22 protein-coding genes are annotated in these 26185 nt (G+C 48.9%); 3 read left to right on the forward strand and 19 right to left on the reverse strand.

The genetic code is table 11. The features are described from left to right. Positions 1-17: 17 nt before the first annotated feature. The 19 genes from NST08_RS20470 to NST08_RS20560 all read right to left on the reverse strand — a co-directional run bounded on the left by NST08_RS20470 (position 18) and on the right by NST08_RS20560 (position 23041). Entirely contained in the window at positions 18-1070 is a 1053-nt protein-coding gene (locus tag NST08_RS20470; protein ID WP_341342237.1) for a FecCD family ABC transporter permease, read from the reverse strand. Continuing rightward, positions 1067-2023 (reverse strand): FecCD family ABC transporter permease, encoded by a 957-nt coding sequence (locus NST08_RS20475; RefSeq protein ID WP_445670728.1) that lies wholly within the window; start codon positions 2021-2023, stop codon positions 1067-1069. Before NST08_RS20475 ends, NST08_RS20470 begins: the two co-directional genes overlap by 4 nt. A gap of 80 nt (positions 2024-2103) precedes the next feature. Beyond that, complete coding sequence (locus NST08_RS20480; protein WP_341342238.1) at positions 2104-3084, reverse strand: ABC transporter substrate-binding protein; 981 nt, start codon at positions 3082-3084, stop codon at positions 2104-2106. Between the two features lie 590 nt (positions 3085-3674). After that, entirely contained in the window at positions 3675-4121 is a 447-nt protein-coding gene (locus NST08_RS20485) for a hypothetical protein (RefSeq protein ID WP_341342239.1), read from the reverse strand. Between the two features lie 901 nt (positions 4122-5022). Then, positions 5023-6162 (reverse strand): toxic anion resistance protein, encoded by a 1140-nt coding sequence (locus NST08_RS20490; RefSeq protein WP_341342240.1) that lies wholly within the window; start codon positions 6160-6162, stop codon positions 5023-5025. Between the two features lie 33 nt (positions 6163-6195). Then, positions 6196-7884 carry a substrate-binding and vWA domain-containing protein gene (locus NST08_RS20495; protein WP_341342241.1) on the reverse strand — a complete coding sequence of 563 codons (1689 nt, stop codon included), beginning with the start codon at positions 7882-7884 and terminating at the stop codon, positions 6196-6198. Positions 7885-7897: 13 nt separating this feature from the next. After that, entirely contained in the window at positions 7898-8644 is a 747-nt protein-coding gene (locus NST08_RS20500; RefSeq protein ID WP_341342242.1) for a hypothetical protein, read from the reverse strand. 338 nt (positions 8645-8982) lie between these two features. Next, positions 8983-10005: an endo-1,4-beta-xylanase gene (locus NST08_RS20505; RefSeq protein WP_341342243.1), complete on the reverse strand. Its 1023-nt coding sequence runs from the start codon at positions 10003-10005 to the stop codon at positions 8983-8985. Continuing rightward, on the reverse strand, positions 10002-11573 hold the full coding sequence (locus NST08_RS20510; protein ID WP_341342244.1) for a glycoside hydrolase family 43 protein: 1572 nt from the start codon (positions 11571-11573) through the stop codon (positions 10002-10004). The genes NST08_RS20505 and NST08_RS20510 overlap by 4 nt, the downstream gene beginning before the upstream one ends. A gap of 3 nt (positions 11574-11576) precedes the next feature. Beyond that, the gene (locus tag NST08_RS20515; RefSeq protein WP_007127858.1) at positions 11577-12536 is read right to left on the reverse strand and encodes a carbohydrate ABC transporter permease; all 960 of its coding nucleotides are present in this window, start codon (positions 12534-12536) and stop codon (positions 11577-11579) included. After that, on the reverse strand, positions 12536-13495 hold the full coding sequence (locus NST08_RS20520; protein WP_007127857.1) for an ABC transporter permease: 960 nt from the start codon (positions 13493-13495) through the stop codon (positions 12536-12538). Before NST08_RS20520 ends, NST08_RS20515 begins: the two co-directional genes overlap by 1 nt. Positions 13496-13581: 86 nt before the next feature. Beyond that, a complete protein-coding gene (locus NST08_RS20525) occupies positions 13582-15276 on the reverse strand; it encodes a hypothetical protein (RefSeq protein WP_007127856.1) in 1695 nt (564 codons plus the stop codon). A 125-nt stretch (positions 15277-15401) separates the two neighbouring features. Further along, entirely contained in the window at positions 15402-16937 is a 1536-nt protein-coding gene (locus NST08_RS20530; RefSeq protein WP_341342245.1) for a response regulator transcription factor, read from the reverse strand. Continuing rightward, positions 16934-18754 (reverse strand): sensor histidine kinase, encoded by a 1821-nt coding sequence (locus tag NST08_RS20535; RefSeq protein WP_007127854.1) that lies wholly within the window; start codon positions 18752-18754, stop codon positions 16934-16936. The genes NST08_RS20530 and NST08_RS20535 overlap by 4 nt, the downstream gene beginning before the upstream one ends. A 22-nt stretch (positions 18755-18776) precedes the next feature. Next, a complete protein-coding gene (locus tag NST08_RS20540) occupies positions 18777-20321 on the reverse strand; it encodes a response regulator (protein WP_341032841.1) in 1545 nt (514 codons plus the stop codon). 190 nt (positions 20322-20511) lie between these two features. After that, positions 20512-21561 carry a serine hydrolase domain-containing protein gene (locus NST08_RS20545; protein ID WP_341032840.1) on the reverse strand — a complete coding sequence of 350 codons (1050 nt, stop codon included), beginning with the start codon at positions 21559-21561 and terminating at the stop codon, positions 20512-20514. Continuing rightward, positions 21555-22022: a DUF2691 family protein gene (locus NST08_RS20550; RefSeq protein ID WP_341032839.1), complete on the reverse strand. Its 468-nt coding sequence runs from the start codon at positions 22020-22022 to the stop codon at positions 21555-21557. Before NST08_RS20550 ends, NST08_RS20545 begins: the two co-directional genes overlap by 7 nt. Then, complete coding sequence (locus NST08_RS20555) at positions 22019-22564, reverse strand: GNAT family N-acetyltransferase (RefSeq protein ID WP_341342246.1); 546 nt, start codon at positions 22562-22564, stop codon at positions 22019-22021. Before NST08_RS20555 ends, NST08_RS20550 begins: the two co-directional genes overlap by 4 nt. Next, complete coding sequence (locus NST08_RS20560) at positions 22565-23041, reverse strand: HAD-IA family hydrolase (protein ID WP_341342247.1); 477 nt, start codon at positions 23039-23041, stop codon at positions 22565-22567. Between the two features lie 429 nt (positions 23042-23470). On the opposite strand from NST08_RS20560, the gene NST08_RS20565 reads away from it, so the two are divergent. The 3 genes from NST08_RS20565 to NST08_RS20575 are packed head-to-tail and all read left to right on the forward strand — an operon-like array spanning position 23471 to position 26185. Continuing rightward, positions 23471-24001, forward strand: a complete 531-nt coding sequence (locus NST08_RS20565; RefSeq protein ID WP_285852639.1) for a DUF6431 domain-containing protein — start codon at positions 23471-23473, stop codon at positions 23999-24001. A 41-nt stretch (positions 24002-24042) separates the two neighbouring features. Then, on the forward strand, positions 24043-25392 hold the full coding sequence (locus NST08_RS20570) for a DDE-type integrase/transposase/recombinase (RefSeq protein ID WP_251537694.1): 1350 nt from the start codon (positions 24043-24045) through the stop codon (positions 25390-25392). Then, positions 25385-26185 carry an ExeA family protein gene (locus NST08_RS20575; RefSeq protein WP_251537695.1) on the forward strand — a complete coding sequence of 267 codons (801 nt, stop codon included), beginning with the start codon at positions 25385-25387 and terminating at the stop codon, positions 26183-26185. The genes NST08_RS20570 and NST08_RS20575 overlap by 8 nt, the downstream gene beginning before the upstream one ends.

Raw genomic sequence — 26185 nt, forward strand, 5'->3', positions numbered from 1 at the left:
CTTGTTCGTTGAAACATTTAATGTGATTTTCTTTTTTGCTTAATGAGATACAGAAAAAAAGGAGCCCCCATAAAGGCAGTAACTGCCCCTACCGGAAGGGAAACTTGCGAGCTTAAACCGAATACACGCAGCTCGAACGATACGGCCTGGGCAATGACATCGGCGCCGAGCAGCAGCAGACCTGTGACAACCGTACTGAAAGGGAATAATCTTCTTGCATCTTGGCCTACCAGTCTCCTTGCAATATGAGGGCCGATAAGACCGATAAATCCGATTGCGCCAACGGCTGCAACCGCTCCGGCGGTCAGCATTGCCGCCAGGATGAGCATCATCCATCTCATTCGACGAACTTGTACGCCCAGACTAGCTGCCGTAGACTGCCCCAATTGCAAGGCATTCGCAGCTCCTGCGCTAAGCAGACCCAGAGGAATGATGAGTAAAGCCCAAGGCCAAAGCATATCCCAATGTACCCATACCCGGCCATTAAGGGATCCGATCATCCATAACAAGATGCTGCCGACTGCTTCCGTATGCCTGAGCAGGATTAACGAGGTGCAGGATTGCAATACGCTGCCCGTCAGTATTCCGACTAATGCAAGCCTGGTGATATCCATTCCCTTGCCAAGACTTAATGCGTTAACAAAAAGGACGGTGCCGATGCCGCCGGTCCATGCAACCAAAGGAAGATACCTCGTCGCATCCCCTAAACCGTCAGCAAATGTGATCCAAATGACGATCATCAACACCGAGCCTGCCGATACGCCGAGTAATCCCGGCTCTGCCAACGGGTTGCGGGTTATGGACTGAAGAATCGCTCCTGCCAAGCCCAGCATGGCGCCCGCTACAAGCGCAATCAAAGTCCTTGGCAATCGAAGCTGCCATATGATTTGTCGATGGTGTTCCTCTTCTTGTACGTTCGCCAAAGCACGCAGAATATGCTGCGGTGAAATCACCACTTTGCCAAATGCGATATGCATGACACACAGAATCAGGACAAGCAGCAAGGCTGCCAGGAGTCCGATCTTATATGTCATCTCATAGGGATTGCGATTACGGATCAGCTTGTTCATTCTGAAGGCCGCCCCCCAAGCTTACGCAAAAATAATGCGATAATAACAGGTCCGCCGATTAGAGTCGTCCAAAGCCCGACAGGCACTTCCCTGGGCATAAACATGGTTCGTGCCAGGATATCGGCCGTTGTTAACAGGACGGCTCCGAGCATTGCCGAGAATGGAAGAACGAACTTTGCGTCATATTGCTGTGATAAGCTCCGTATCAGGTGTGGAGCGATCAAGGCAATATAGCCAATAGGTCCGCACTGGGATACAACCGCTGCCGTCATCGCGCAGCATACGATGAGCAGATAAATACGCACCCGCATGACATGAAGTCCCAGCCCTTCGGCCGTCTCGCTCCCCAAGCGCAGTACGTTCAACGATCTGGCGAAGCTTAAGGAAAGGGGAATCGTAACGAGCGCCCAAGGCAACAGATGACCGACATGAGTCCAATTGCGGTTCGCCAAATTCCCCATCAGAAACGTAAACAAGAGGCTCGCACTATTGGATGACCCCATCGTAATCACCCATACCACCAATCCGTTCATGATCGCAGTGACAGCAGCGCCGATAAGGATAATATGTATGCCTCCATTTCTTCCCCCGGCTGCCAAGATAACCACAGCCCCGCCTATAAGTCCTCCAAGAAGGGCAAACCATGGCTGCATGCCATAGGAGACGGGAACATGTAAAACCGTAACAAGAGCCATCATAAACGAAGCTCCCGAAGAAACACCTAACAACTCCGGACCTGCTAATGAATTTCGAAGTCCATCCTGCAGAAGAACGCCGCATAACCCCAGCATCGCTCCGGCCATGCATCCTAGTACGATTCTGGGAAGCCTGATCTCCAGAACGGACACCCTCTCGAGTTCGGTTCCCCCGTTAAAGAACAGCAGCTGCTGCAAGCTTGACCAGGATATTTCCGGGTAGCCGTGCTTCATGCCTATTGATATCACAGCAGCCATCATGAAAGACAATGCAAAAAAAAGGGGCGCTCCCCCTATTTTTGCTCTCTTGATTATGGTGGAATCGATACGCTGCAATGCTATTCCACCGCTTTCATGTAAAGCTCGGGATACATGTGGCTCATCGCTTCGTCTAAAATGATGCCGAGCGACCGCGTTCCCCTGCCGCTGGCCCATACGGATGTGCGCATCTCATGAACTTGTCCATTCTTCACCGCGCGGAGTCTGGACCACAGCGGGTTCGTCTTGAATTGCTCGGATAATGGCTGTGAGTCGGGGCTGAACGTGAAGGTTTCGACAAAAATATAATCCGGATCATTCTCAAGCACCTTTTCCAACGAGTAAGCCATCCCCCCTGCTTGGTGGCCGCCGTCAGCCTCGGGTGCGGGCCATGGGTATTGCGTGACTTCCGCCAGCATCGAGCCCACAAGCGACCCGGCCGTATCGATACCGAAATTTACATCAGACCCGTACATCACCAATGCGGTCTTATCCTTCGGACTGTGTTCCTTGTAGTAATTGAATTTATCCAGCAAGCGCTTCTCGGCCGCTTCGGCTTCAGTTACTCTTCCGGTCAGCTGGCCCATATGCTGCAGGAACTCGATCGATTCTTGCATACTCTTGGGCTGGACGATGTACAGCGGAGCAATGCCGGCTAAGCCTTCCCGCAACCCTTCATGGGTTCCTTCCAATCCAATGACAAGATCCGGTCCCGCCAACGAAATATCCTCCAAATTGGGTTCAAAGAAGCTTCCTCCGATTATTCCGAGGCTTGCTGCTTCCTCACCATAAAATTCCGGTTCTGGCGCAAGTCCTCCCGCCGTTACCGCAGCAGGTTTCAATCCCAGCTCAACCAGGGCATCTACGCAGATCTCTGTTAAACACGCCACCTTCTCCACCGGCAGGGCAACGGAGATCTCCGTTCCGGTTACATCCTTGAATGTCGCTTCGGCGCTTGTTCCTTCCTCATTTGACGCTGTCTCCTCAGCATTTGACGCGGCCCCTTCACCATGTGGCGCCATCCCTCCAGCATTTAGCGTTGCCTCTTCATCACTTGGCACTGCCCCTCCAGCATTTAGCGTTGCTCCATCAGCATTTGGCGCTGCTCCTCCAGCGTTTGGCACTGCCTCTTCAGCATTTGAATTCGTCCTGTCCGTTGCGGTCTCAGTCGCCGTTTTTTGAGGAACACTGCCGCAGCCAGAAATGAGTGCTGCAATTATCAAAAATACGATACCTAGACGTTTGCGCATATGGTACATCCCCTTACCTATAGTTGTAATAATTACGAATTAGACGCATGAAAATCACTGAACTGCCCATGAAAATGATATGTATTCCCTTCATAATCACATTGATCTCCACCACCTAAAATACATTATCGAGGTAATTAAATTGTAATTATTACTATTAAATTCGAAAGAAATATAGCATGCCGCCATGAAATAGTCAACATATTTTTCCAAGAAGATTCGTCGCGGAATTAGACAAAAATCCCGATCGCTTACATACAAAAAAGCCGCGGCAACGCGGCCTCTTGGACTAATATGCTATTGTCTTCTCACCGTTACCGATCCCTCGCCTCATTTAACCTTCTTTCGGTTATCCATTCTTCCGATCTGCCGACATCAGTGGCATGCTGATCCCGTTGTCCTTATTGATCTTGCAGTTTCTTTCCAATGGGGTCATCGGACAGATTTACCAGAATCGATAAATCGTTAATTAATTTGATCTTAACAAAAGAGTCATTCGCCGAATGGTTGATCCCTGACACATGTACGCTTCCTTTACTTCTCGGGTCATCGGGATTATAAATAAAGGAAACTTCATAATCGGAAGCCCCTTTTTTGTACACATAGTTATACACGTATTCATCTGTGTCATTACTGAATGAATGAACAAAAAACTGCCCCTCTTTCCCGTTTTGTCTAGCTTTAGCCAACCAATCACGGACCTGCTCACTATGTTCAGGTTCAACTTGATTTAACTCGTAAGAAATAATCTTAGACATCCTATTGTCCAGATCAGGCACGTTGGCTTCTTTGCCTGAACATCCCGTCATCAACAGCATCAGCAAAATGAAACCTATAATGTATTTCATCGCTCTCCCTTTCATCCTTTGATTCCAATTGTTTTCCCGAAGTCGCATCTTGGTGCAAAAACAGCCCGCCCCCAACGTAGATTAGCTAATCTAATGTCCGGGGTCGTGCCTTTCCAGCACGGAACCATTCACCTGAATGTAAAAAGTATTGAACCCAACATAGCTTTAATGGTGTTCATTTCGTTCAGTGCCGTTCAAACCTAAACACCGCCCAGCTCATACTTAAACCTCAACTCGGACAGGAGCAGGTTCCCTCAAGTTTCTCCGCTCATTCTACCATACTATAACGGATCTTGGGGAAATTACCATTCAGTAGCAATCGGAAGCACCTTCCGTATGCGGAGTGATGAATTACCTTCACACTTCGAAGCTACACCTGCACTCCCCACTGAGCAACCTCCACTCAGCGAAGCCTGCACTTGCACGCCCCGCTGAGCTACCTTCACGCATCGGAGCCTGCACTTGCACGCTCCACCGAGCAACCTCCACTCATCAAGGCTAGCACTTGCACGCCCCGCTGAGCTACCTTCACGCATCGGAGCACCACCACCAGCACAGCAAAAAGCCGCTCAGGACGTGTACACCTGAGCGGCTTTCCCCCTTCCCCCACTGATATGGGGGAAGGGCCGCTTCCACCAACGGTTGGCCTCGAACGGTAAGACTTCAACGGAGCAGGCGGAATGGAGCTGGAGAAACGTGAGTGGTCGCCTTTGTCTCCGGATTTTAGCCATTTCCCAAACCCATTTAAAGAAATACGGAGACAACAGCGATCGGAGGCACCATCCGCATGCGAAGTGATGAATTACCTTCACACTTCGAAGCTGCACCTGCGCGCACACTGAGCAACCTCCACTTATCGAAGCCCTGCACTTGCACGTGCTACGCCGAACAACCTTCACGCTTAACCCGCAATCTTCTTCCCACGCTCAAGCCGGACAATTTGCTCTTCACCGCTGTCAGCCAGCTCTCGGAACTGATCAATCGTCTCCCGCATCTTCGGAAGGGCCTGCTGCTTAAAGGTGCTGATGGCCTCCATCGCCTCGAATGTATCGGCAAATGCCTTCTTCAGAACGTCCACCGAAACACTGCTGTTAATGGCTTGTTTCTGGATGGCCACTCCTTGGGATTTCAACATCTTCGCTGTCCCTTCGATGAAGGTATTTGTCGTCTTGTTCAGCGCCTCAATCTTCTCTAATACAATCTTCTGATTGTACAGGGCGCTCGCTACCGTGACCGCGACACGCAATGCCGACACGGTAACCGTCTTCGCCCGATCTACCCCGCGAATCAGCTCTTTATTGTTGCGGATCAGAACCTCAAAGGCCAAATAGCCCTGTTGATTCACCGCAAGCATCTGCTGCATATCCATCAAACGCTGACGCAGAGGGAAGAGGACCTCTTCCGAGATAAAACGAATCTTCTGCGGATCGCCGCCGCGCTCCTGCTCCAAAGTCAGCTCCTGCTCAATCCGCTGGTCCATGAACATTCCGAGCTGAATCTCCTTCTGAAGCTGTTTCGTAAGATCGCGAAGGAACTGCTGTTCAATCTCAAGCGTCGTGTTATCGTTTTTGAGGGTTGCCTTGCCTTTATCCAAGGTTTCTACGATTTCCGAAATGACTTCATCCGCTTTCTTGAACTTCACAAAGTAGGCACGAACCGGATTAAAGAGCTTTCCGAGAAAGCCTGTTTTGAGAAAATCAATCCCGCTGGGATCCAGATCCTTCAGATGAAGATGAAGCTCCGTGAGTCCCTTGGCTACAGGCCCGCCTTCATCGCCGGCCTTCGACAGCTTACCGACGGTTACTTTGAGCAAGGAGTTTTTGTCAGAGGACTGGCGCATCGTGCCCATCCCGAAAGAATCGATGCTGGTCAGAATACCCCGGCGCTGTTCAAGCGAGTCCAGGTCAATGTCCATCAAGGACTTTACATTGGTCTCGGCCTGCGTCATCAGCTGCTTCATTTCTTCATCGACAGGAGCGACTTGTTCCTCCAGCACCGTCTTGATTTCATTCTCATTTGGTACAGTCATTGTAAAAGTCATACAAAAACCCCCTTTAACCGAATATATAATGCGTTACATTTGCACATTCAGCAATTGGCCGATCTTATAGACAACGTCGTCGGTGTCGGCATTGATGCTTGCAGCTTCATTGATGCTTGAAATCTTCTGAAGAGCTTCAATGTCCGCGTTGTAGCCGATCGTGTAAATCGGAATTTTAAACGCCTCAATCAAGCCTTGGACATCCTTTAGCTTACTGCCCCGGTTCGTATCCCCGTCGCTCAGTACGAAAATGACCGGCTTCGTATTCGGATTCGCGGCGATTTCATCCTGCAGCAGCTTCATGGCTACGACAATCCCGTCAAATGTAGCGGTGTTGCCCTCCGGAACCAGGTTCTCGGCGGCACCGACGAACAGGGACTGCTGGTTCGTGTCATACTTCCCGATCGGGAGGTTGATGGTGACATCATCCGAATAGGAGACAAGACCGATGCTGTTCTGTGAACCCAGATACTTCTGACCTTGAATCAAGGATTGCCGTAAGCGATTAATCGGTTCACCGGACATACTGCCCGACACGTCGGTTACAAACACAGCCGTAATGGAGGCTCCGCCATTTTTTTTGTCCTTCCAAAGCTTCTGCGCCCGGGAAATGGTTCCGCCGTTCACGACTTTGGCTTCCGGTTTATAGTCTGCCAGCTGGTTAAAACCGTATTTGCTCGCGCTCTTCTGATATTTATCCTGAGCGGCAAATTCGGCAAACTTCTTCAAGATTTGTTTCTTAAGCGCCGGGGTATCCCCAAGGGCATACAGCGGGCTGTCGTGTCTTACGCCAAACGGAACGAATTCATAGGCTGACCGAAGCTCGGCTTCATTAAAGAAGGTTTGATATTCCAGAACAAAAGCATCCAATCGCCCGGATTCGGCGGCTTCCCTCATCTGCAGTGTGGTTAATGCAAGGAATGGGACGTTGGCCTGGAATTTTTCAAATCCTTCGACGGCCTTGTCACTCAGCAGATTTTTGCTGTCGAACGCGCTAAGCGCAGCGACCAGGAAATTGAGTCCGGTCGAGCTGGCAAACGGATCCGTGTAGCCCATCGACAGCTCGCTGGCTGCAATCGCTTCCGTTACCGTTTTGATGTTAACCTCGCCATACTTGCTCTTCAGCTCATCATATTTTCCTTTATCGATCACGATGCCCGGAACATTCCCGTTCAGGCTCTTCGAGATCCGTTCGGTCTTAATACCGCCCGATTTGATCATCTCCATCCACAATTCATTGGATGGCGTAAAGGCATCCGGCACGTATTTGCCGGACTTTATGTAGTCTGCCGCAGTTCCCGAGTTAATGCTTCGGATCATCACAGACACAGGCTTTCCATTGACGGTGACTTTGGCTTTATTGAAATCCGTCGCCACCTCATTCAACCATCCGTCGACACCTGACCCTGCTTTCTCGGGTGAAGAGAAGATTTCAACGAAATGAGGTGTGGAGTTTTTGACCGAGACCGGGAACTTATCGATGTCGGGCAGGGATTCCGCCACGTCCACCGGATTTAAATCAATCTGTCCTTTAATGGGCTCTGGTGTTTTGACTTTAATCTTACTGTACAGCTTATCAAGCTTCTTCGCGGCCTCCTCAGGTGTTAGCGGCTGAGCCCCGCTCCCGAGATTCGAAGTGGCACTGATTCCGAAATAGACGACTGCAAAAACGACAACTACAATTGCGGCAAGAAAACCAATGACTTTACCTCTGCCGGACATTCCATGACCCCTTTCAGTCTTTGTACAGTTTGGTTTGGCTGATCAGAGCATCGATTTCTTTCATGCAAGCCATGTTTTCAATGCTCTCTAAATCCAAGCTTCCTAGACGAGCAATCTCAAGAAGGAGCTTATCTAGCTTTAATAAAATTTCTTCATTCGTATTTAAGGATTCATTCACAAAATTAAGGTACTCATTGTAAACCTCGATCTTCTCCTCAATGATTCGCGCTGAGAGCTTTTTGTTCTTTCGCAAATCAGCAATCGCGGCAAAATCAGAGACACTGAACACGCCAAGCTTATTGAGAATGCTTTTGATATTCATGTAAAACAGGTTCTCGACCTCATGGATTACGGAATTGAACTTTTTATAGCTCAATTCGGACGCATCAAATCGCTGCTCCAATACCTCCAGCAGTTTCAGCTTCCGGTTCTTCATCCGGTCCAGCTGATTTAACGCAAGCTCTACATCTTGCTTAAGCACCGCAATGGAACGGTTGCGGCTCATGGCCTCCACGTAGTCCTCATGCGTAACAACCTCTTTCTTCGTCTCCACAACCGGCTTCGGTTTAAACAGGTATGTATAACTTCCATAAACTAAAGCGATCAAGCTCGCTGCAAGAAAAGCAGCCCCGAAAGCAACGATCAGGGGACTCTCGGCTCTAAGAGATACCCCAAGAAAGCCTCTGGACCAAACCAATATGTTTGTGACAATGACGATTGTGATCAAGAGGAAGAACTTTTTGAACTTAGGCTCGCTCAATACCCATCACCAACTTCACGCATCGTTATAAAACCACCCTTTTGATGTCCTGTTTTGTTAGCAAATTATACCATAGACAAGCCTACTTTTCTTTGCATTTTAATCGAGAATTGGAAGAAGTAGTCACTTTTTGGGGAGAAAACTCGAATGAACCTCTCCGCATTTACCAATATTATACGGTCCTCCTGCCCGGAGGTTTCCTGTTAGTTTCGTAATGGAAGGAAATCCGTCTTAACGGTATAGAGGAACCGCAACAATCTCCCAATAAAAATATAGAGCTGCACCCACCTGATTCAGAGGGCACAGCTCTATTCCATATTTAATAAATTCAGCTATCATCAACGCCGAAGATGATTGGCAAGAGCAGCTAAGCGATAATAAGCCGGCTTCGGCCTGTGCCGCTCATCGAACAGCAGCGGCCAGTTTTTGCGCCCACGTACCGGAAAATCGCTGAGCCAGGTGTGGTCGTCCGCAGCTCCCCAGAACGTCACCGCGCTAATTACATCGCTGTATTCCTTAAGCAGCTTGAACACGGCCTCGTAGAATTCAGCCTGCTGTTCCAGCATTCCCGGTTCAGGCTCGGTCAGATCAGCCCGCTTATCTTCGAAACGGAATACCGACACATCCAGTTCCGTGAGCTGGAGCTGCAATCCTAGCGAAGCATATTTTTCGATGGCTGCCCGGATGTCATCCAAGGACGGGTTGAACAGATTCCAGTGTGCCTGCAGGCCAATGCCGTGAATAGGTACTCCCCGGTCCAGAAGAGACTTGACCAAGGTATAAATTTTATCCCGTTTGCTTGGATGGGACTCATTGTAGTCGTTGTAGAACAACAGCGCATTCGGGTCGGCAGCATGCGCGTATTCAAACGCTTTGGCGATGAATTCGTCCCCGGCGATTTCCGTCCAGCTGGAGGTACGCAGCAACTGATCGCCGTCATCGGCAATGACCTCGTTCACAACGTCCCAAGCGTAAATATCGCCCTTATATCTGCCTACTACCGTTTGGATATGCGAACGGATTCTTTCATAAAGCACGGCCTTGCTCACGAGCTGATTCTGCTTGTCGCGGAACAACCAATCGGTGGTCTGGTTATGCCATACCAGCGTATGTCCGCGGACAGCCATCCCGTGTTTGCGCGCGAAGTCCACGATCTGATCCGCTTCCTCGAAGGTGTACAGCTCTTCCTCTGGATGGACGCTGGCGAACTTCATTTCGTTTTCCGCCGTAATGCTGTTAAAGTGATGCGTAAGCAGACTCTCCTGCGACTTGATCGTATTACTACTGACCGCCGCACCTATATGGAAGTCTTCCGCGAAGATGTCTTTAAGTGCGGACTCGGTCGGTACCGATACATTCATATCTCTTCCTCCTTGTCAATCCTGGTCTCAAACCAGTCAAAGCTGGCTGAGCCCGAAGCGGGTTTCCCATTACCGCTTGCGTAGAGTCCGATAAGCACTCCGGTAAAGCACATTTTGTTTACGAAATCCTCCGGTGACAGCGGCTTGGCGGCTCCCTTGCCGAGCCGGATCCACTCAAGCCCGTCCAGCGAATAGGACAACGAATAGCCGGTTACGTCCGAGCTAATCTTTAAATATACCGAGTCCGCATGGACCGGTGCTTCCGCCGCCAATTTGGATTCGCCTCTTACGGTCAGTCTGGCGCCGATCATCTTCCGCCCATCTTCCTGCTTTAGAAAAATTTCATAATGGGCGTCCTCATCCCTTCTTGCGCATATCCCCGCTTCCTCGCCATCGCGGATCGCACCGAATTCAAGCAAAGTCCTCCATTCCGCCCGGACATGTTGTTGGCGTCTGCCTACAAAAGCAACCTGACCCACGTCATTTAAGCCGGCGGACTGTCCTCTCAAGGTAAGCCAGCCTTCTCGCTCGGTTAACGACCAGCTTCCTTCCGCCGGGTTCCGAAGGAAGGTCCAGCCATGCCGGAGCTTAGGCTCATCAAAATCATCCTTGCCTTCGAACAGGGCCATCGGCCCGGACTTTATCCTCTCTGGCGTCCCCGGTAACCGTTTTACGCGCATATCGAGATTTACGGTGCCTTCATTGTTGTCGATCATCGGCCATCCCTCGTCATTCCAGGTTACGGGAGCAAGAAATGTCTCCCTGCCGAGTACGCTGTATCCCGAATCAACAAGTCGAACGCCAAGAAATACTGCCCACCAATCACCGTTCATATCCTCCACGAGGTCCGCATGGCCTAAATACTGAATGGGGTGCTCGATCCCCCGGTGTGTCAGAATCGGATGCGGATACAGCTCGAACGGCCCATAGGGACTCGCGCTCCGTCCGATAATTTCCCGGTGATCCTTCGCCGTGCCGCCGGAAGCGGACATGATGTAATACATGCCGTTTATTTTGTACAAGTGGGGCCCTTCCGTCCATGGACCGCCGTCCCCCCTCCAGATGACTACCGGCTCGGACAACGCTTTTCCGGTGGCAATGTCAATTTCGTACTGGATGGCATGGGAGTCGTAATCAGCACCCTGCTGGGCGGTCACATATACTTTGCCGTCATCGTCGAAGAACAAAGAGGGATCGATCCCGCCATACGGGACCAGGATCGGATCGGACCATGGGCCGGCCGGATCCTGGGTGGTTACGTAAAAGTTCCCAATTCCATAAACATCCGTCGTAATCATATAGAACGTTCCATTATGGTACCTTAGCGTCGGTGCATAGATTCCGTCCGAGCTTCGCCGTGCCCTCAGATCCAGCTGGCTGTCCCGGTCCAGCACATGCCCGATTTGTTCCCAATCTGCTAAATTACGACTGCGGAAAATCGGCACGGCCGGGAAATATTCAAATGAACTGCAAACCATATAAAAGTCATCCCCTGCCCGGACAATGCTCGGGTCTGGATAAAACCCCGGAAGAACCGGGTTCGCATAACTGATTGCATGTATCGTCATGTTCTACTCCTTAACACTGCCGACATTCAGACCGACAACAAAGTACTTTTGCATGAACGGATAAACCAGCAGAATCGGAACCGATGCCACGACCGTTACGGCAGCGCGAATTGAAATCGGCGTTACCATGTTCACCGCAGCGTCCTGCGTCATCCCGGCTCCGGCAGCCACTGCCGGGTTGCTGTTCGCGTTCATACTGGATGACAGCAGCTTCATCAGCTCATACTGCAAAGTGCTCAGCTCTTGGCGGGAGGAGGTATAGATGAATGCATCGAACCAGGAGTTCCAAGCCCCCACGGCCACGAACAGCGCAATCGTTGCCAGCACCGGTTTACACAGCGGGAAGATGATCCGAATGAAGATTTTAAAATCTCCGGCTCCATCAATTCTTGCCGATTCAACCAAGCTTTCCGGAATCGTTCCGATATACGTCCGGATAACGATCATATTGAATGCGCTGATCATCGACGGGATCACATATACCCAGAACGAATTCAGCAGGTGCAAGTCCTTCATCAGAAAATATCCAGGAATCAAACCGGCGTTAAAGTACATCGTCAGAATAAAGATCAAGGTAATCGGCTTGCGGAATACATATTCCCGACGGCTCAGCGTATACGCCAGCATCGTGGTCAAGACCAGATTCAGCAGCGTTGAAAGCACCGTTCGTGCCACGGAAATCCAGAACGCGTCATATATCGTTCCCGAAGCGAATACCGCCTTGTAATTCTGCCATGTAAATTCCCTCGGCCAGAGATAGATTCCGCCCCGGATCGTATCATTCCCCGCATTCAGGGAAACGACGATCGTGTTCAGGAACGGATATAATGTGACAACGACAAGACCAATCATAAACAAGGTATTGAAGGTATTAAAAAGGATCGGCTCTACTCTTTTTTTTCTGACGGATTTAGGCGCTGCGGCAGCAGTTGCTGGCCCAGGGCTGATTGTTTGATTTGCCATTATAGCAGCCTCTCTTCCCCTAGCCGTTTCGCGACTCCGTTTGCAATCAATAACAGCGTCACGCTAACGACCGTTTTAAATATACCGGCAGCCGTTGCTAATGAGTAATTGCCTTGGGCAAGCCCGTACTTCAGTACGAATATGTCAATCGTTTGCGACCAGTCGACAACAAGACCGTTGCCCAGCAAGTATTGAACCTCGAAGCCTGCCTCCAGAATGTGACCGACCTGCATGATCAACAGAATAATAATCGTTGGCTTAATGCCCGGCAAAGTGACATGGAACATTTTCCGATAGCGGCTTGCCCCGTCCATATCGGCAGCTTCATAAAGCGCCGGGTCGATGGATGCCATCGCAGCCAAATATATAATCGTATTCCAGCCGACTTCTTTCCAAACATGCGACGCTCCGACGATTCCCCAGAAGTATTTGCCTTCACTGAGCCATTGGATCGGCTCCTTGATGAGATGCAGCTTCATAAGGACATCATTGATGATTCCGTCTGAAGCCAAGCTCGTCGCCACAATCCCGGTTACGATGATCCAGGATAGAAAGTGCGGAAGATAGGAGATCGTCTGTACGGTTCTTTTCCAAAATACTTTCTTGATTTCATTCAGTAATAACGCAAGAATAATTGCAGTCGTAAAGCCGAGAATCATATTGATAACACTCATTGCGAGCGTATTGCGAAGCACTTGCAGGAAACTATCATCCTTAAAAAGAAATTCAAAATGTTTAAATCCTACCCACTTCTGTTCACTAAAGTCTCTAGCCGGCTTGTAGTCCTGGAAAGCCATGGTCCATCCCCAGATGGGAACATAGGCAAACAAGATGATGTAAGCCATCAGAGGCACTGACATATAGATCAACTGTCTCTGTTCTTTGAGGACGGCCCAGGTGATTTTCTTGTTTTTCTTAGGCTTCCGGACGGCAGAGTCTTTGACAAAGGTCTCTTCCATAAGTTTGTTCTCCCCAAAACCCCATATTTCGTAAACAAGGAAGGCATGAAGCCTTCCCGTTTCCGATTCATGTATCTTCCGCTGCCTTACTTAACAGACCAAGTGTCTCTTCTCCATTGCAGCACTTCATTAATCCGATCTTCATAAGCCTTGATGTTGAGCTTGCGGATTTCAGTGACGTACTCATCCCAGACGCTGTCGAATTCTTCCGGTTTAGCTAGAATGGCTTTCGGTAAGTACTTCGTGGACAACTCATTTTGCTTCGTATTCACGATTTTCGCTTCAGATCCGTCTACCAGGTCGACAGACCATGCCGGGTACGCGATGTCGTTCTCAGGAGCCGGACTGAAGAAGTCGACATAGCTGTTGAATCCGTATTGGGCGAGGAAGTTCTTGTCATACTCTTTCATGCCTGCCAGAATTTCTTCAGGCTGGGCAGCCGCATCCGTAGCGTTGCCGTCCGAGAATAAACCTTCCATTTTTGGGGCTTGGCCGTAGAAGGAATCGGCTTTATTCGCGAGCTTCCAGGTTGCATCGGTAAACTGGTCGCGCTGCTCTTGCGTTTTCATGAATCGGCCGTCTTTAACGATGTAATCTTCCCCTTCGATCCCCCAGGCCAAGATTTTTTGCCAATCTTCTTGAATCAGCGTATCCAACAATTTGATAATTCGGATAGCCTGCTCTTCGGATGCATTGACCGTAATCCCGAACCCGTTATTGAGGTTCAGAGCTGGACGATCTTTGTAATGATCCCGGATGCCTTCATCAAAGACAAGCGGAAGACCGACATATGTTCTTTCATCTTTCTTCTGGGTAATCAGCGCGTTTTCAGCGCTTTGGAAGTTCCAGTGCTGGTCAAACATGCCAAGGACTGCGCCGCTGGAGATTTTCGCCATATACTGGTCGAAGTTTTGAGTGAACGTTTCTTTGTCGATGATGCCCAGGGCATTCATCTCGTTCAGCTTTTTATAATAGCGTTTGGCATAGTCCTTATCAGCAAAAATTTCCGCCTTGCCGTCTTTAACGACTACGCCGCCATCGTTCGGATGACCGATCAAATGCTGAGGAGCATTGAACAGACCCCAGTTTTTCCAGTCATAGTTCAGAATTTCAAAGCCGATCGTCGGCGTACCGTCGATGGTCGGATGCTTTTCCTTGTATTGTTTAATCAAGTCAAAATATTGATCCAAGGTTTTAACCTCTGGATATCCCGCCTCTGCCAAAACGTCCTTCTGAATCCAGAAGGCCGGGCCCGAATACCAAGACGAGGTAACGTCAGCATTCGTTACGCCGTAGTTTGGTAGATTGTAAATATGACCGTCGTTCGGGTCTTTCATCATGTTCCAGTACTTCTCATAATGCTTCTTCAAGTTTGGCGCATGCTCTTCAATCAAATCCTCGAGCGGGATAAAGGCACCGGCAGCTGTCAGCTTTTGATTTGCTGTCATCATGTCCGGATAATCGCCCCCTGCGATCATAACGCCGAGCTTCTGGTCAATATCGCCAGCAAGGAACTCGAATTTGAAGGATGCCCCTGTCTTTTCCCTGATTAATTTATAAATCTTGTTGTCAGGTGTTGGTTGCTGGTCGGGCTGACCGATGAAAACCGAAATTTCAAACGGCTCCACTCCATTCGCGACATTTTCCCCGGCTTCCTGTCCGTTATTATCGTTCTTGGCGGCTCCCTTGTTGTTACCGCCGCTGCAAGCCGATAGTACGAGACCGAGCGAAAGCAGCAGCACCATGCTGAACCGGAGTACCGACTTTTTCTTTCCCCCCATTTAAAGCACCTCCGAAATGATATGGTTACTTCAAGGACTGTAAGCCCTTTCAATAACTTATCTTTATTGTAAAAGCGCTGCCAAACGCGAACTATAACACAATTAAAGCTTTTCCCCTAAAAACTTTAGTTCCTGTTTTTGTATTCATTGGGGGACATACCCAATCGTTTTTCGAATTGTTTCAGAAATTGGCTGTAGTTCACATAACCTACCCTTTCCGCGATTTCGCTGTTTTTATATTGGTTTAGCCGAAGCAGCCGGGTGGCCTCCTCAATCCGGAGATTATGCACCCATTCGTTAAATCCGACACCGTTCTTCTTCATGAGCAATTGCCCAAGATACACCGGGTGCAAATAAAAACGCTCGGCCAGCTTCTTGATCGTCAGTCCCTCCCGGTAATGTTCCCGGATGTATTCGTTGATCTCCTGAATGATTCCCTGCGATTTACGAGCCTGCTCCCGGCTCAGCAAATCAATGCACTCGAGGCCGAAGTTAAGCAGAAGATCAAAAAGATCGTTCAGATTCATCACCGAATCGGCCAAAGCGGATACATCATATTTCGCCAGCACATCCGAAGCCTGCTCGCCGGATTCCTCCATATACTCTTTCATTTTGTAGATCAAATGAATGACAGTCTTTTTCACCGTTTCAGGGGCGAGCCGCAAGTTGCGAAACCTCTCCGCTTCCGCAGCGATCGTATCTTGATAACCGGCGGCATTTAGAAGATTGAACGCCTCCATCACGCTGTCCACCAAGCGTATCGAGGCGTAACGATATTCCAGCTTTCTGTTATCGACCGATTCGTAAGAAATGACCCCGGCATAATCGGGGTCATAGAACTTATGCTTTATCGCCTCTTCCGCGGTGCTGTAGCAGCTGGCAAGACGCATGATCGATTGTTCCGGTGAGCCCACGGCCATAAACACCCGGTGACCGGCGAATCGGGCAGACAAGTCAGCAAGCATCCGGAGCGCGGGATCCTCCTGACCGTCATCCGGCGAATACCCGAGAACGATGCCGAAGCGGTTCTTGTCCAGGTCAATCAAAAACATGGCACTTTGCTGCTCAACCAGGGAGCTGGCGATTCCCCTCAATTCCGCGTAACTCGTTGGCTCCGTTTGAACCAGGCAGATGTTCCATGCGTCCCGGCTGGCTGACAAAGGCTCCAGACCGTCCGGTCCGTCCCTATCCGGAGCCGGACTGTGCCCTAGCAGCTGACGGATCTTTGAAACTTGCTCTTCCCGGGAAGCAATACTGCTCCATTGTTGCTTCTCGGCTTCATGCAGCAATTCACGATAAATCTCGCGCAGTACGTGAGAGGCTTCTTCCGCTTCAATCGGTTTCAACAAATAGTGCGCGATTCCGTAACGCATCGCTTTTCTTGCATACTCGAACTCGCTGTATCCGCTAACGATGGCGAAGCTGATTGCTTTGTTGCCGTTCTTCTGCCACTCCCCGATCATTTCAAGGCCGTCCATGAGCGGCATATGTACATCGGTGACCACTAAATCCGGCGCAAGGGAAGCCATCAATTTCAGCCCCTCCGCGCCGTTGGCGCATGTGCCGCATATGTCAAAGCCAAGCTCCTCCCAATTGATCCATAATTGCATGCCTTCCAAAGCTCCGGGTTCGTCATCGATCAGCAGAACTTTAAATCTCAATTCCGTTCCCCTCCTTGCTCGTAATCCTGATGATCCAACAGACTGACGGGAATCTCGAAGAACACCGTCGTTCCCTGATCCGGTTTGCTGTAAATATCAAAGCGGACGAGGTCGTTGTAATATAGCTCAAGCCTGCAATATACATTGCGGATTCCGATGCTGGTGCCGGACGTATTCTCGTTGCGCATGGAAATAAGAACCTCTCGAAGCTTTTCCGGGACCATGCCTTTGCCGTTGTCCTGCACGGATACACGAAGGTTGCCGTCTATTACCGTCGCGCTGATTTTGACCACGCCTTTCCCATCCACAGCCTGAATGCCATGCTTGCACGCATTTTCCACCAATGGTTGGATACTCATCTTCGGTATTTTATAAAGCAGCGCTTCCCGGTCGATATCAAGCTCATACTCAATCTTGTCCCTGAATCTGAATTTCTCGATCTTCAGATACATTTCGATGAACAAGATTTCTTCCTCAAGCGTGACGATGTCCGCTTTCCAGCTAAGCAATCTGCGAAGCAGTCTGGACAGGTTCTTGATGATATCCGTCACGTCGGAATAATTGTTTTTCGTACAGACGACCAATATGGCATTCAGTGTGTTAAACAAAAAATGCGGATTCATCTGACTTTGCAAAAAGTTCAGCTCTGCCCGTACCCGCTCCATCTCCAGGTTCTTCTTCTGAATTTCGAGCTTGTACACATTGTTGATCAAAGAGTTAATCTCGGCTGTCATCCTATTGAAATTCTGGATCAAGCCACCGATCTCGTCCCGGCCCTCATCCATTCGGATCAGGTCGAACTTCTCGTTGGTAACCTTCTGCATATGTCTGGACAACCGTTTAACCCGATAATTGTATGATCTGAGCATGATGTAAATAAATATAAACGAAAACAGTGTAATGACAGCTGCGATCATCCCCACATAAAGCTGCATTTCGCGCATGGCTTGGGATAAACGGGTTCCCTGCGTCACGCCAACCAGCTTCCAGCCCTTTACGTAACTTGCCGTTCCGATGGAGACGACATGTACGTCTTTGTCCTTGTCGTGATCAGCAAGCTGAAACACAGGATAAGCATCGGTGACGTCCCGCTGGTACCCGCTGTCCGCAGACATAATGATTTGGTTATGCTCATTGACCAGATAGAGATTTAAATAGTCCTGCTCGCGCAGGATGACATCGTAAATTTTGTTTAAGTCAATATCGATCCGGAGCAATTTATCATACTTGCTATATATGTCAAAATAGTCCATTTTTTCGATAACACTCAGATAAGGGACCGTAGCTGTGCGGTTATTTGCTTCTGTCGCCCTGTAAGCCGCTACCATAACAGGGGACGTCGATTGTTCCCACAGCCGATACCAATCGCTATTCTTCGCATTGGCATCGAGCACTTGATAATTCCCGCCGGGCATGATCGTATCATTCTCCGTAAATATGCTGATTCGCTGAATCTGATTGTTGACGGGAATATAACTGGTCACCCGGTTTCGAAGCTGTTCGTCGAACGTTTCGTAAAACTGGATCGGACTTTCGTAAGTTCGGTCCAGCGTTTCATACAGCAGCTTGTCCGTATTGAGCGCATGACTGACCGCTACACCGCCGTCAATGAACTCATGAATATCTTTTCTGGCCCGCTCCAGCGAGATCTGGAGGTTTTGTTCCTCGCGGTCTTTGATGATGCCGGTCATCCGGTCCATAAACGCGATATTGATAACCGCGATCGGGAGCAGCACGCCAATCACGTAGATGAGTATGAATTTATAGTTCAGCGGTATATCGTTAATAAATGATCGGAATCTGAAACGTTTTTTCATGATTTTGGCACCGTCCCGCCGTTCAATCAGCCGGCTCCCTCTCGGTTTTCTGCTTGTACGCCGATGGCAGCACTCCTGTAAGGCATTTAAATTTGATGATAAAATAGTCCGTATTCGGATATCCGACCTGAAGCGCAATGTCCGAAATTTTCATTTGGGTGCGTCTTAGCAATCGCTTTGCTTCCTCGATTCTTTTCTCGTTAAGATAGTCGTTAAACGGCTTACCGGTCTCTTTTTTGAACAACTGGCCCAAATAGGCGGTGTTCATGTGAAACATTTTGGCCAGATCCTGCAGCTGAAGCTTGCTGCGGAACTCCCGGTCCACATATTGAATCACGTGAAATATCGTATTGTTCTCGTTCTTGGCCTCAAGCCTTGCCAGGATATCGGCCGCCTCCAAGCAAAGTTCAAGGACATAGGTTTTCAGTGCGGAATAGTTCCCGAAACTGTCGATGGCGCCATGGCCGTCGTGAAGCTTTCTCATCAAAGCATCCGGATCCCCGTTCATTTCTCCGATCCGCCTGCAAAGACTCCACTCCAGGTCAGCCACATGGGAAATGGCCTCTTTCAAATCAAGCATGCCTTCCAACATGGAGTCCAAAGCGGCTTCAACAGCGGCATGAATCTTGTTGATTCGGGACGCCGTCACAAGCTCCGTAAGCTCCTTGAATTTCTCCTTTGCGAGCTCCTGCGATTTTCCGCCTTGCCTTAAATCCCTATAAAGATACACACCTTCTCTGCCTTGACAACGTTTGCATTTATTAACCTCCAACGCCTGTAAATACAGCTCTCGAATCGACTCGATCCCTTGCAGAACGCCGCTGATCGTCACGATGACCGGCTGGCTTGACGGATCCTCAAGCTCCCTGTGGAGCTGCACGCTGAGCTCATGTACCCGGCAAGAGGGGAATTCATCATCAGGCAGAATCACCCCGATCCTCCCCGCGCTGTCCTCGAAAATACGATCGGGTTCCTGCTTGAAATATTTCTTAACCCGTCCGGCCAGAGCGTCGGATGGCCCGGAAGCTTCAACCACAACGCACCGCAGCTTCGAATCCTTCTGCAGAAGAAGGGCCTTTGCAGCCTGCAGCTTAAGTGACTCGTTGTCTTCGCCTTGAATTAAACGGATCAATAGATTGTTGGTAAACAAAAATTGCATGCGGCTATGGCATTGCTCCGCTTTAAGCTCCTCTTGAATTTTCGTGCGCAGGCGTATCAGGACTGCCTCAATTTCTTCTTCGTCGAATGGCTTGAGCAAATATTCCGTGACCCGCTGCTGCATTGCGGTAAGCGCATAATCGAAATTATCGTAACCGCTCAATATGACGAACTTCGGTGGTCTTGCCAGCTTTTTGTTCGAGCGCTCGATCAGCTCCAATCCATTGATCACCGGCATATTGATATCCGTCAGAACCAGCTCCGGTTTAAGCTCTTGAATCATGCTGAATGCTTCGGAGCCGCTCGAAGCCTCGCCGCATATCTGGAAACCGAAATTTCTCCAATTCACCATCGTGCGAAGCCCCTCGATTACCCACGGCTCGTCATCCACCAAAAGCACATTCATCATCGATATCGCTCCCCTGAAGTTGGACTATAATGCTAATTTGTAAGCGCACTCATGATTTAGGCTAACTTATGACAACTCAAGAACAGGGAAATCTGTATCCTCAACCTATATTAGAACTTACGTAATCGTCTATAGCCGAAATAAAGGTCATACCCGGTAAATTTTAGTTTTCGCCATCATTTAAGCGAGCCTATTGCTGCTGCATACCGAACAGTACAGGCTTCATCCTATGGAATAATTGATGCGAATCTACCTTTTCGTAATTCCATAACATGATGATTCGTAAATCACTTGCAGGGTAGTACCAGATTTCTGAGCGAAATCCCGGGGTACCTCCCCCGATCAAGCGAAAGTCCGTCCCCAAGAACCAACCATATCCATAATTGAGGTTCGGGTCAAAGCTTGTAACATAGTAGGGCGTGAACATCTTATCCATAGTTTCCGGTTGAAGCAGCTCCCCCTTAAAAAGGGCCTCGCACCACCTGTCCAAATCATGAACCGTAGAATACAGCTCTCCCGGTGCTTCAATACCGCTTAATTTATCGTTGTCGGCATTGGCGATTTTGCCGTTCTCCAACGTGTGTCCGTATGCTCGTCCAAGGGTTATCTTCCGCGGGTTATCCAAGCCGGTGGAGCTCATCTTCAGCGGGGCAAAAAACCATGTATGCAATACTTCCTCATACTTCATCCCTGTCACTGCTTCTATTATATATCCTAACATGATAAACCCCGTACTGTTGTAGCTCCACTGTTCACCCGGATTAAACTGCTGCTTAAGGCGCGTTAAATAATCGATAAAATCTTGGTTCTCCACTTGCAATCGACTCATCTCAAAACGCAAATTAGGCACGCCATAAATATCTTGCAGCCCCGACGAGTGGCTCAATAAATGGTGAATGTTAATCTTCGGGTGAAGAACGTTGAATTTTTCAACATATTTGCCAGGATGATTTTCAAGATCGATAAGCCCTTGCTCATAGAGCTTGAGGATGGCAGCGGCAATAACCATCTTCGTTACGGATGCAATATGGAACTTCGTATCCAGCATATTGGGAACCCCTAGTTGAATGCTCGCCTGACCGAAGGACCGGCTAAACTCCTCTTTTCCCCCTCTTGAAATCAATAGGTTGCCCGATACATAATTTTCCTTGCTAAACGCTTCCACGATTTCGTCTACATTTTTTAGCATGGAACTCCACCTCATTTTTTTATTTTCTAGTTCACATTCTCTCTTCACCATACGGATAAGCCGGTTCTTGTATCGTTTGCATCCGTTATGTACCTTACATGATCGTATCCTCGATGCTGCGCATTCTTAAATAGGTCTTCTATCAACTTATTGTTCTTGCAGTAGATACTGACGAAGCAGCTATCAACCACCAGAAGCACGAGCTGACAATCACTATTTAGAAATTCCTCATATGTTTTTACTTCTACGATGTCTTTTCCTTGAGGAAAGGCTTTCAAGTCCTGGAAGATGATATAGTATTCGTTTTCCTCCAGAAGCTTTTTTAAGGTTATTCCATCCCAAATCTCCCCCGCCCCTGCAAAGAGCGTTTCCTCAAATTGACCGTCAACGATGAAATAGGCTTCCTCACCACCAACAAGCCAGTTATACTCATCGGTTTCAAAGGGCTTCAAAATATCTCCAAGGAGCCTGCCATACTTATTTGGTATTTCAAAGCTAATTCCTCTTATCATGTGGCTGTTCCTTCTACTCTCTTAGCCATTAAAATATCTGGTTTTCCCATTCCATTTGCATCCGGTATAATCCCGACAATGACATATCCCAACTTGAAATAGAAATTTGCGGGATGATCTTCACTTCGAAATTCTTTAATGAACGCAGGAACATCTGTATAGATATTCCGATTAGACAAGTTCGTTTGATTATGTTCGTCATCCGAGCCTAGCATGATCGTAACTCCGCCTCTTTGGGCAACCTGCTTTTCAAAATCCAGAACCAGCCGTTTTCCATGCCCTTTTCTTCTATGAGCTTCACGGATTACCAAGGGATGGAGTTCCCATACATTTCCGCCATATTGACTTTGACCCCCGATCCACCCAATGACTTCACCCTCATGGCTAAGTAATACACGGCTAATTCTCTCCTCTTGTAATGAATCGATTACTTCATCCCTTGCCATTTCATATGTAGACCAAGCTTCGAAGCTCTCCTGTAAAAGGCTAGCTGTTTGATGGGTCCAATCCCTGTCTTCTCTAGTTAGATCCACTATTTTCATTCACAAGTATCCTTTCATTTTAAATTCTAGCCAGCTTCGATTGGAATTTAATAATATATGAATGTTTTTGAAAAAATCCCGATAATCCCATAAATAATAATCCGCTCCGGGTGTATTGTTTTGAAACAAACAGGTTTTAATACCTAAGAGCTTTCCAGGGATAATATCAATTTCCCGATCACCGATAACAAGGTCAATTTGATTTCTCTTATGCAAATACAGGTAAGATTCCGGATCTGGCTTTCTCGCGAACCCATCATCACCTGCAACAAAATCCACAAAATATTCTTCCCATCCATAATGCTTTATAATAGACTCCACTTCCCTTCGAGGCTTATGAGTCATGATAACGCTCTTATTAGCCGCTGATAGTATGTTCTCTACATGAGGAAATGGCGGGGGTTGTTCAGGCAGGAGCCGTTCTTCTCTTCTAAAAATTTCCCGAATTTGCGATTCGGATAATTTAAAGTGCTTCACAGCATGGGTGATATTTATGATCGCACATCCCCCTTATAAGTAGTGGATTTATAGAAGCGGAAGCCAAGGGCCGTCAATTCATTGTTAATTTAGGCCACTACAACCATATAGTTAGTACATCGTAACCCTTATGCCATTCAACTTTCCATTATTATACATCCCATTGGCGAAGGGTGATAGCATTGTATGCATGAGCAAGATGTGTACATGGTCGTTCCTCACGATTACGATAAAAAAAAGGATTGGTGTTTACGCTGAAGCATAATGCCCGAAAGCTGACGGTGTTGCCTGTCCGGGGATTGACGAATATAATGTCCGTATCACAGAAAAGGAAAAGGATGCCTCCATATAGCGTGAGCCTGTTCGCGCAAGCTCACTGGAGACATCCCCTCACAAAACGTATGATCATTGTATCAAATTACGAGCTGGTTGAGAAGATCCCCGGCGTTTTTTGTTAGGTGTGCAGAAATTGTTCCTAGTCCTTGTTGCATTGCGAGTTTGACGGTGATCGGGAGCCGAAAACGGAAGCTTGTACATGCTACGGGAGAAAAGAGCGTCTTGGTCATCCGAAGACTACGTTGTACGGCTTGCCGGAAGATTCATCATGAGTTACCGGACTGCATTGTGCCTTACAAGCGTTACGAATCAGAATGTGTGGAGAATGTCATTGCGTCTGAACCCACGGAAGTAGATGTTGCCGCAGACAACTCCACACTGTACCGTTGGCGGACTTGGCTTTGCTCAATGGCTACCTACTGGTTAGGGTGCCTAGAGTCCATCGCCATTCGCTTTCATCTAGATGTTGTGAAGGAACCGTCCGCACCTTCACAAACTGCACACCATAGATTCGGACGTTATGTCGGAGATGCCGATGGATGGCTAGCAAGAGTTGTCCGACCTGTTGTGAATTCAAAATTGTGGGTACATACCCGTTCTGCATTCTTGTCCGAAGCCCTCTGAGATAGACTCGTAAACGAATCTACCAAAAGAGGTGTAAACGGATGAAAGATCAGAAGAAAGCGGAACAGATCGCTGCGGATCGTGTGCAGCTCCTTGCCCCGTTGCTTACGGAAGGGCTCGACCCGGCAAAGGCGAGGGAAATCAAGCAAAGAATTTGCGAGCAAATCGGAATATCGGAGAGAACGCTGCGGCGGTATTTAGCAGCCTACCGGCAAGATGGCTTTGGCGGATTAAAGCCGAAGAGCAAAGGAAAACAACCCACAGCCCCCGCCATTCCACCGGAGGTCTTGGAGCAAGCGATCTTGCTGCGGCGGGAAGTGCCAAGTCGCAGTGTTGCCCAGATCATTCAGATCTTGGAATGGGAAGGCCGCGTTAAGCCAGGTCAAATCAAACGGAGCACGCTTCAAGAGAAGCTCACTGAACGTGGTTATAGCACAAGGCATATGCGAATGTATGCAAACTCAGGTGTAGCGGCTCGACGATTCCAACAGCCACACCGCAATCGTCTATGGCACTCGGACATAAAGTACGGTCCGTATCTGCCCATTGGACCGGACGGAGCGATGAAACAAGTGTTTCTCGTTACCTTTATCGACGACGCGACGAGGTTTGTCCTGCACGGTGAGTTTTACCCGGTCATGGACAAGACGATCATTGAAGACAGCTTCCGAAAGGCCATTCAGAAGTACGGTGTTCCGGAAGCCGTGTACTTCGACAACGGGAAGCAGTATCGAACTAAGTGGATGACGCGAACGTGCTCCAAGCTCGGCATTCGCCTTCTGTTTGCTAGGCCATACTCGCCCGAATCAACCGGGAAAGTTGAACGCTTCAACCGGGTGGTAGATTCTTTCCTTAGCGAAGCAGCACTTGAAAAACCAAAGACGCTTGACCGCCTGAATGAATTGTTCGAAGTTTGGCTTTCGGAATGCTACCAGAACAAGCCGCATTCAGCACTTGACAAACGAAGCCCTGAAACCGCCTTTCGAAGTGACAAGAAGGCGCTTCGGTTTGTGGAACTAGAGATACTCGCCAATGCATTCCTTCATTGCGAAACCCGCAAAGTCGACAAAACCGGGTGCATCAGCTTCTTGGAGCGTAAATATGAAGTGGGGCTTCCGTTCATCGGATGTACCGTGGATGTCGTGTATGACCCGGCGGACATCACCGAGCTCGTGATCGAGTACGAAGGTCACGAACCATGGAAGGTAAAGGAACTCGTAATCGGGGAACGTGTCGGGAAACGTCCTCCACTGCCGGATCAACTTCAGCCGCTGCCGGCAGATTCATCGCGGCTGTTAAGCGTTGCTGAAGTACAAAGTCGCGGGCGCCGCGCTGAGCAAGTGCCGGCCATCAGCTTCCGTAAGAAAGGCAAGGTGAATGGCAATGTTTGAGGCATTCTATGAGCTTAGCCGTTCACCGTTCTCCAGGGACATTCTGCCTAGTGAGTTATATGAGTCGGAAATTTTGGAGGAGACGCTGGGGCGGCTAGAATATGCGGCAGAACGGCAATGGTTTGCGGTCGTGACCGGTGACTGCGGAACCGGAAAGACAACAACGATTCGGCGGTTTGCCGAAGAACTGGATCCTGCGAAGTTCAAGGTGCTCTATCTGTCGGATTCAAAACTGACACCGCGGCACTTCTACAAGGGGCTGCTGGAACAACTCGGTTGTGAATCGAAGTTTTATCGCGGGGATGCGAAACGTCAGCTGCATCGAGAGATCGAGCTCATGCGGGGAATTCATGGACTGCAGCCCGTCGTGGTCGTGGATGAAAGTCATCTTTTGGACCGAGAGATGCTGGAGGAAGTTCGCTTTCTACTAAATTTCAAGATGGATGCTCAAAGCCCAATGGCCCTCATCCTCGTCGGGCAAAGTGAATTGTGGGATCGCATTAACCTACAAGCCTACGCTGCGATTCGTCAACGCATCGATCTTCAATGCAAACTTCCGCATTATGACCGGGCCCAAACAGGAGCCTACATCGAGAGACACATGACTTATGCCGGTGCGGAACGAGACATCTTCACTGACGGAGCTATTGACGACATCTATCGTTACTCTGGCGGAGCAGCTAGGCTAATTAACAAAGTATGTACTCATTGCATGCTCTACGGCGCACAGAACAAACACCGCATTATCGACGATCATATGGTTAAGCGCGTCATTCAGGGAGAATTATCATAA

The organism is Paenibacillus sp. FSL K6-1566 (genome assembly GCF_038050475.1).
GTDB classification, from domain to species: domain Bacteria; phylum Bacillota; class Bacilli; order Paenibacillales; family Paenibacillaceae; genus Paenibacillus_AQ; species Paenibacillus_AQ lactis.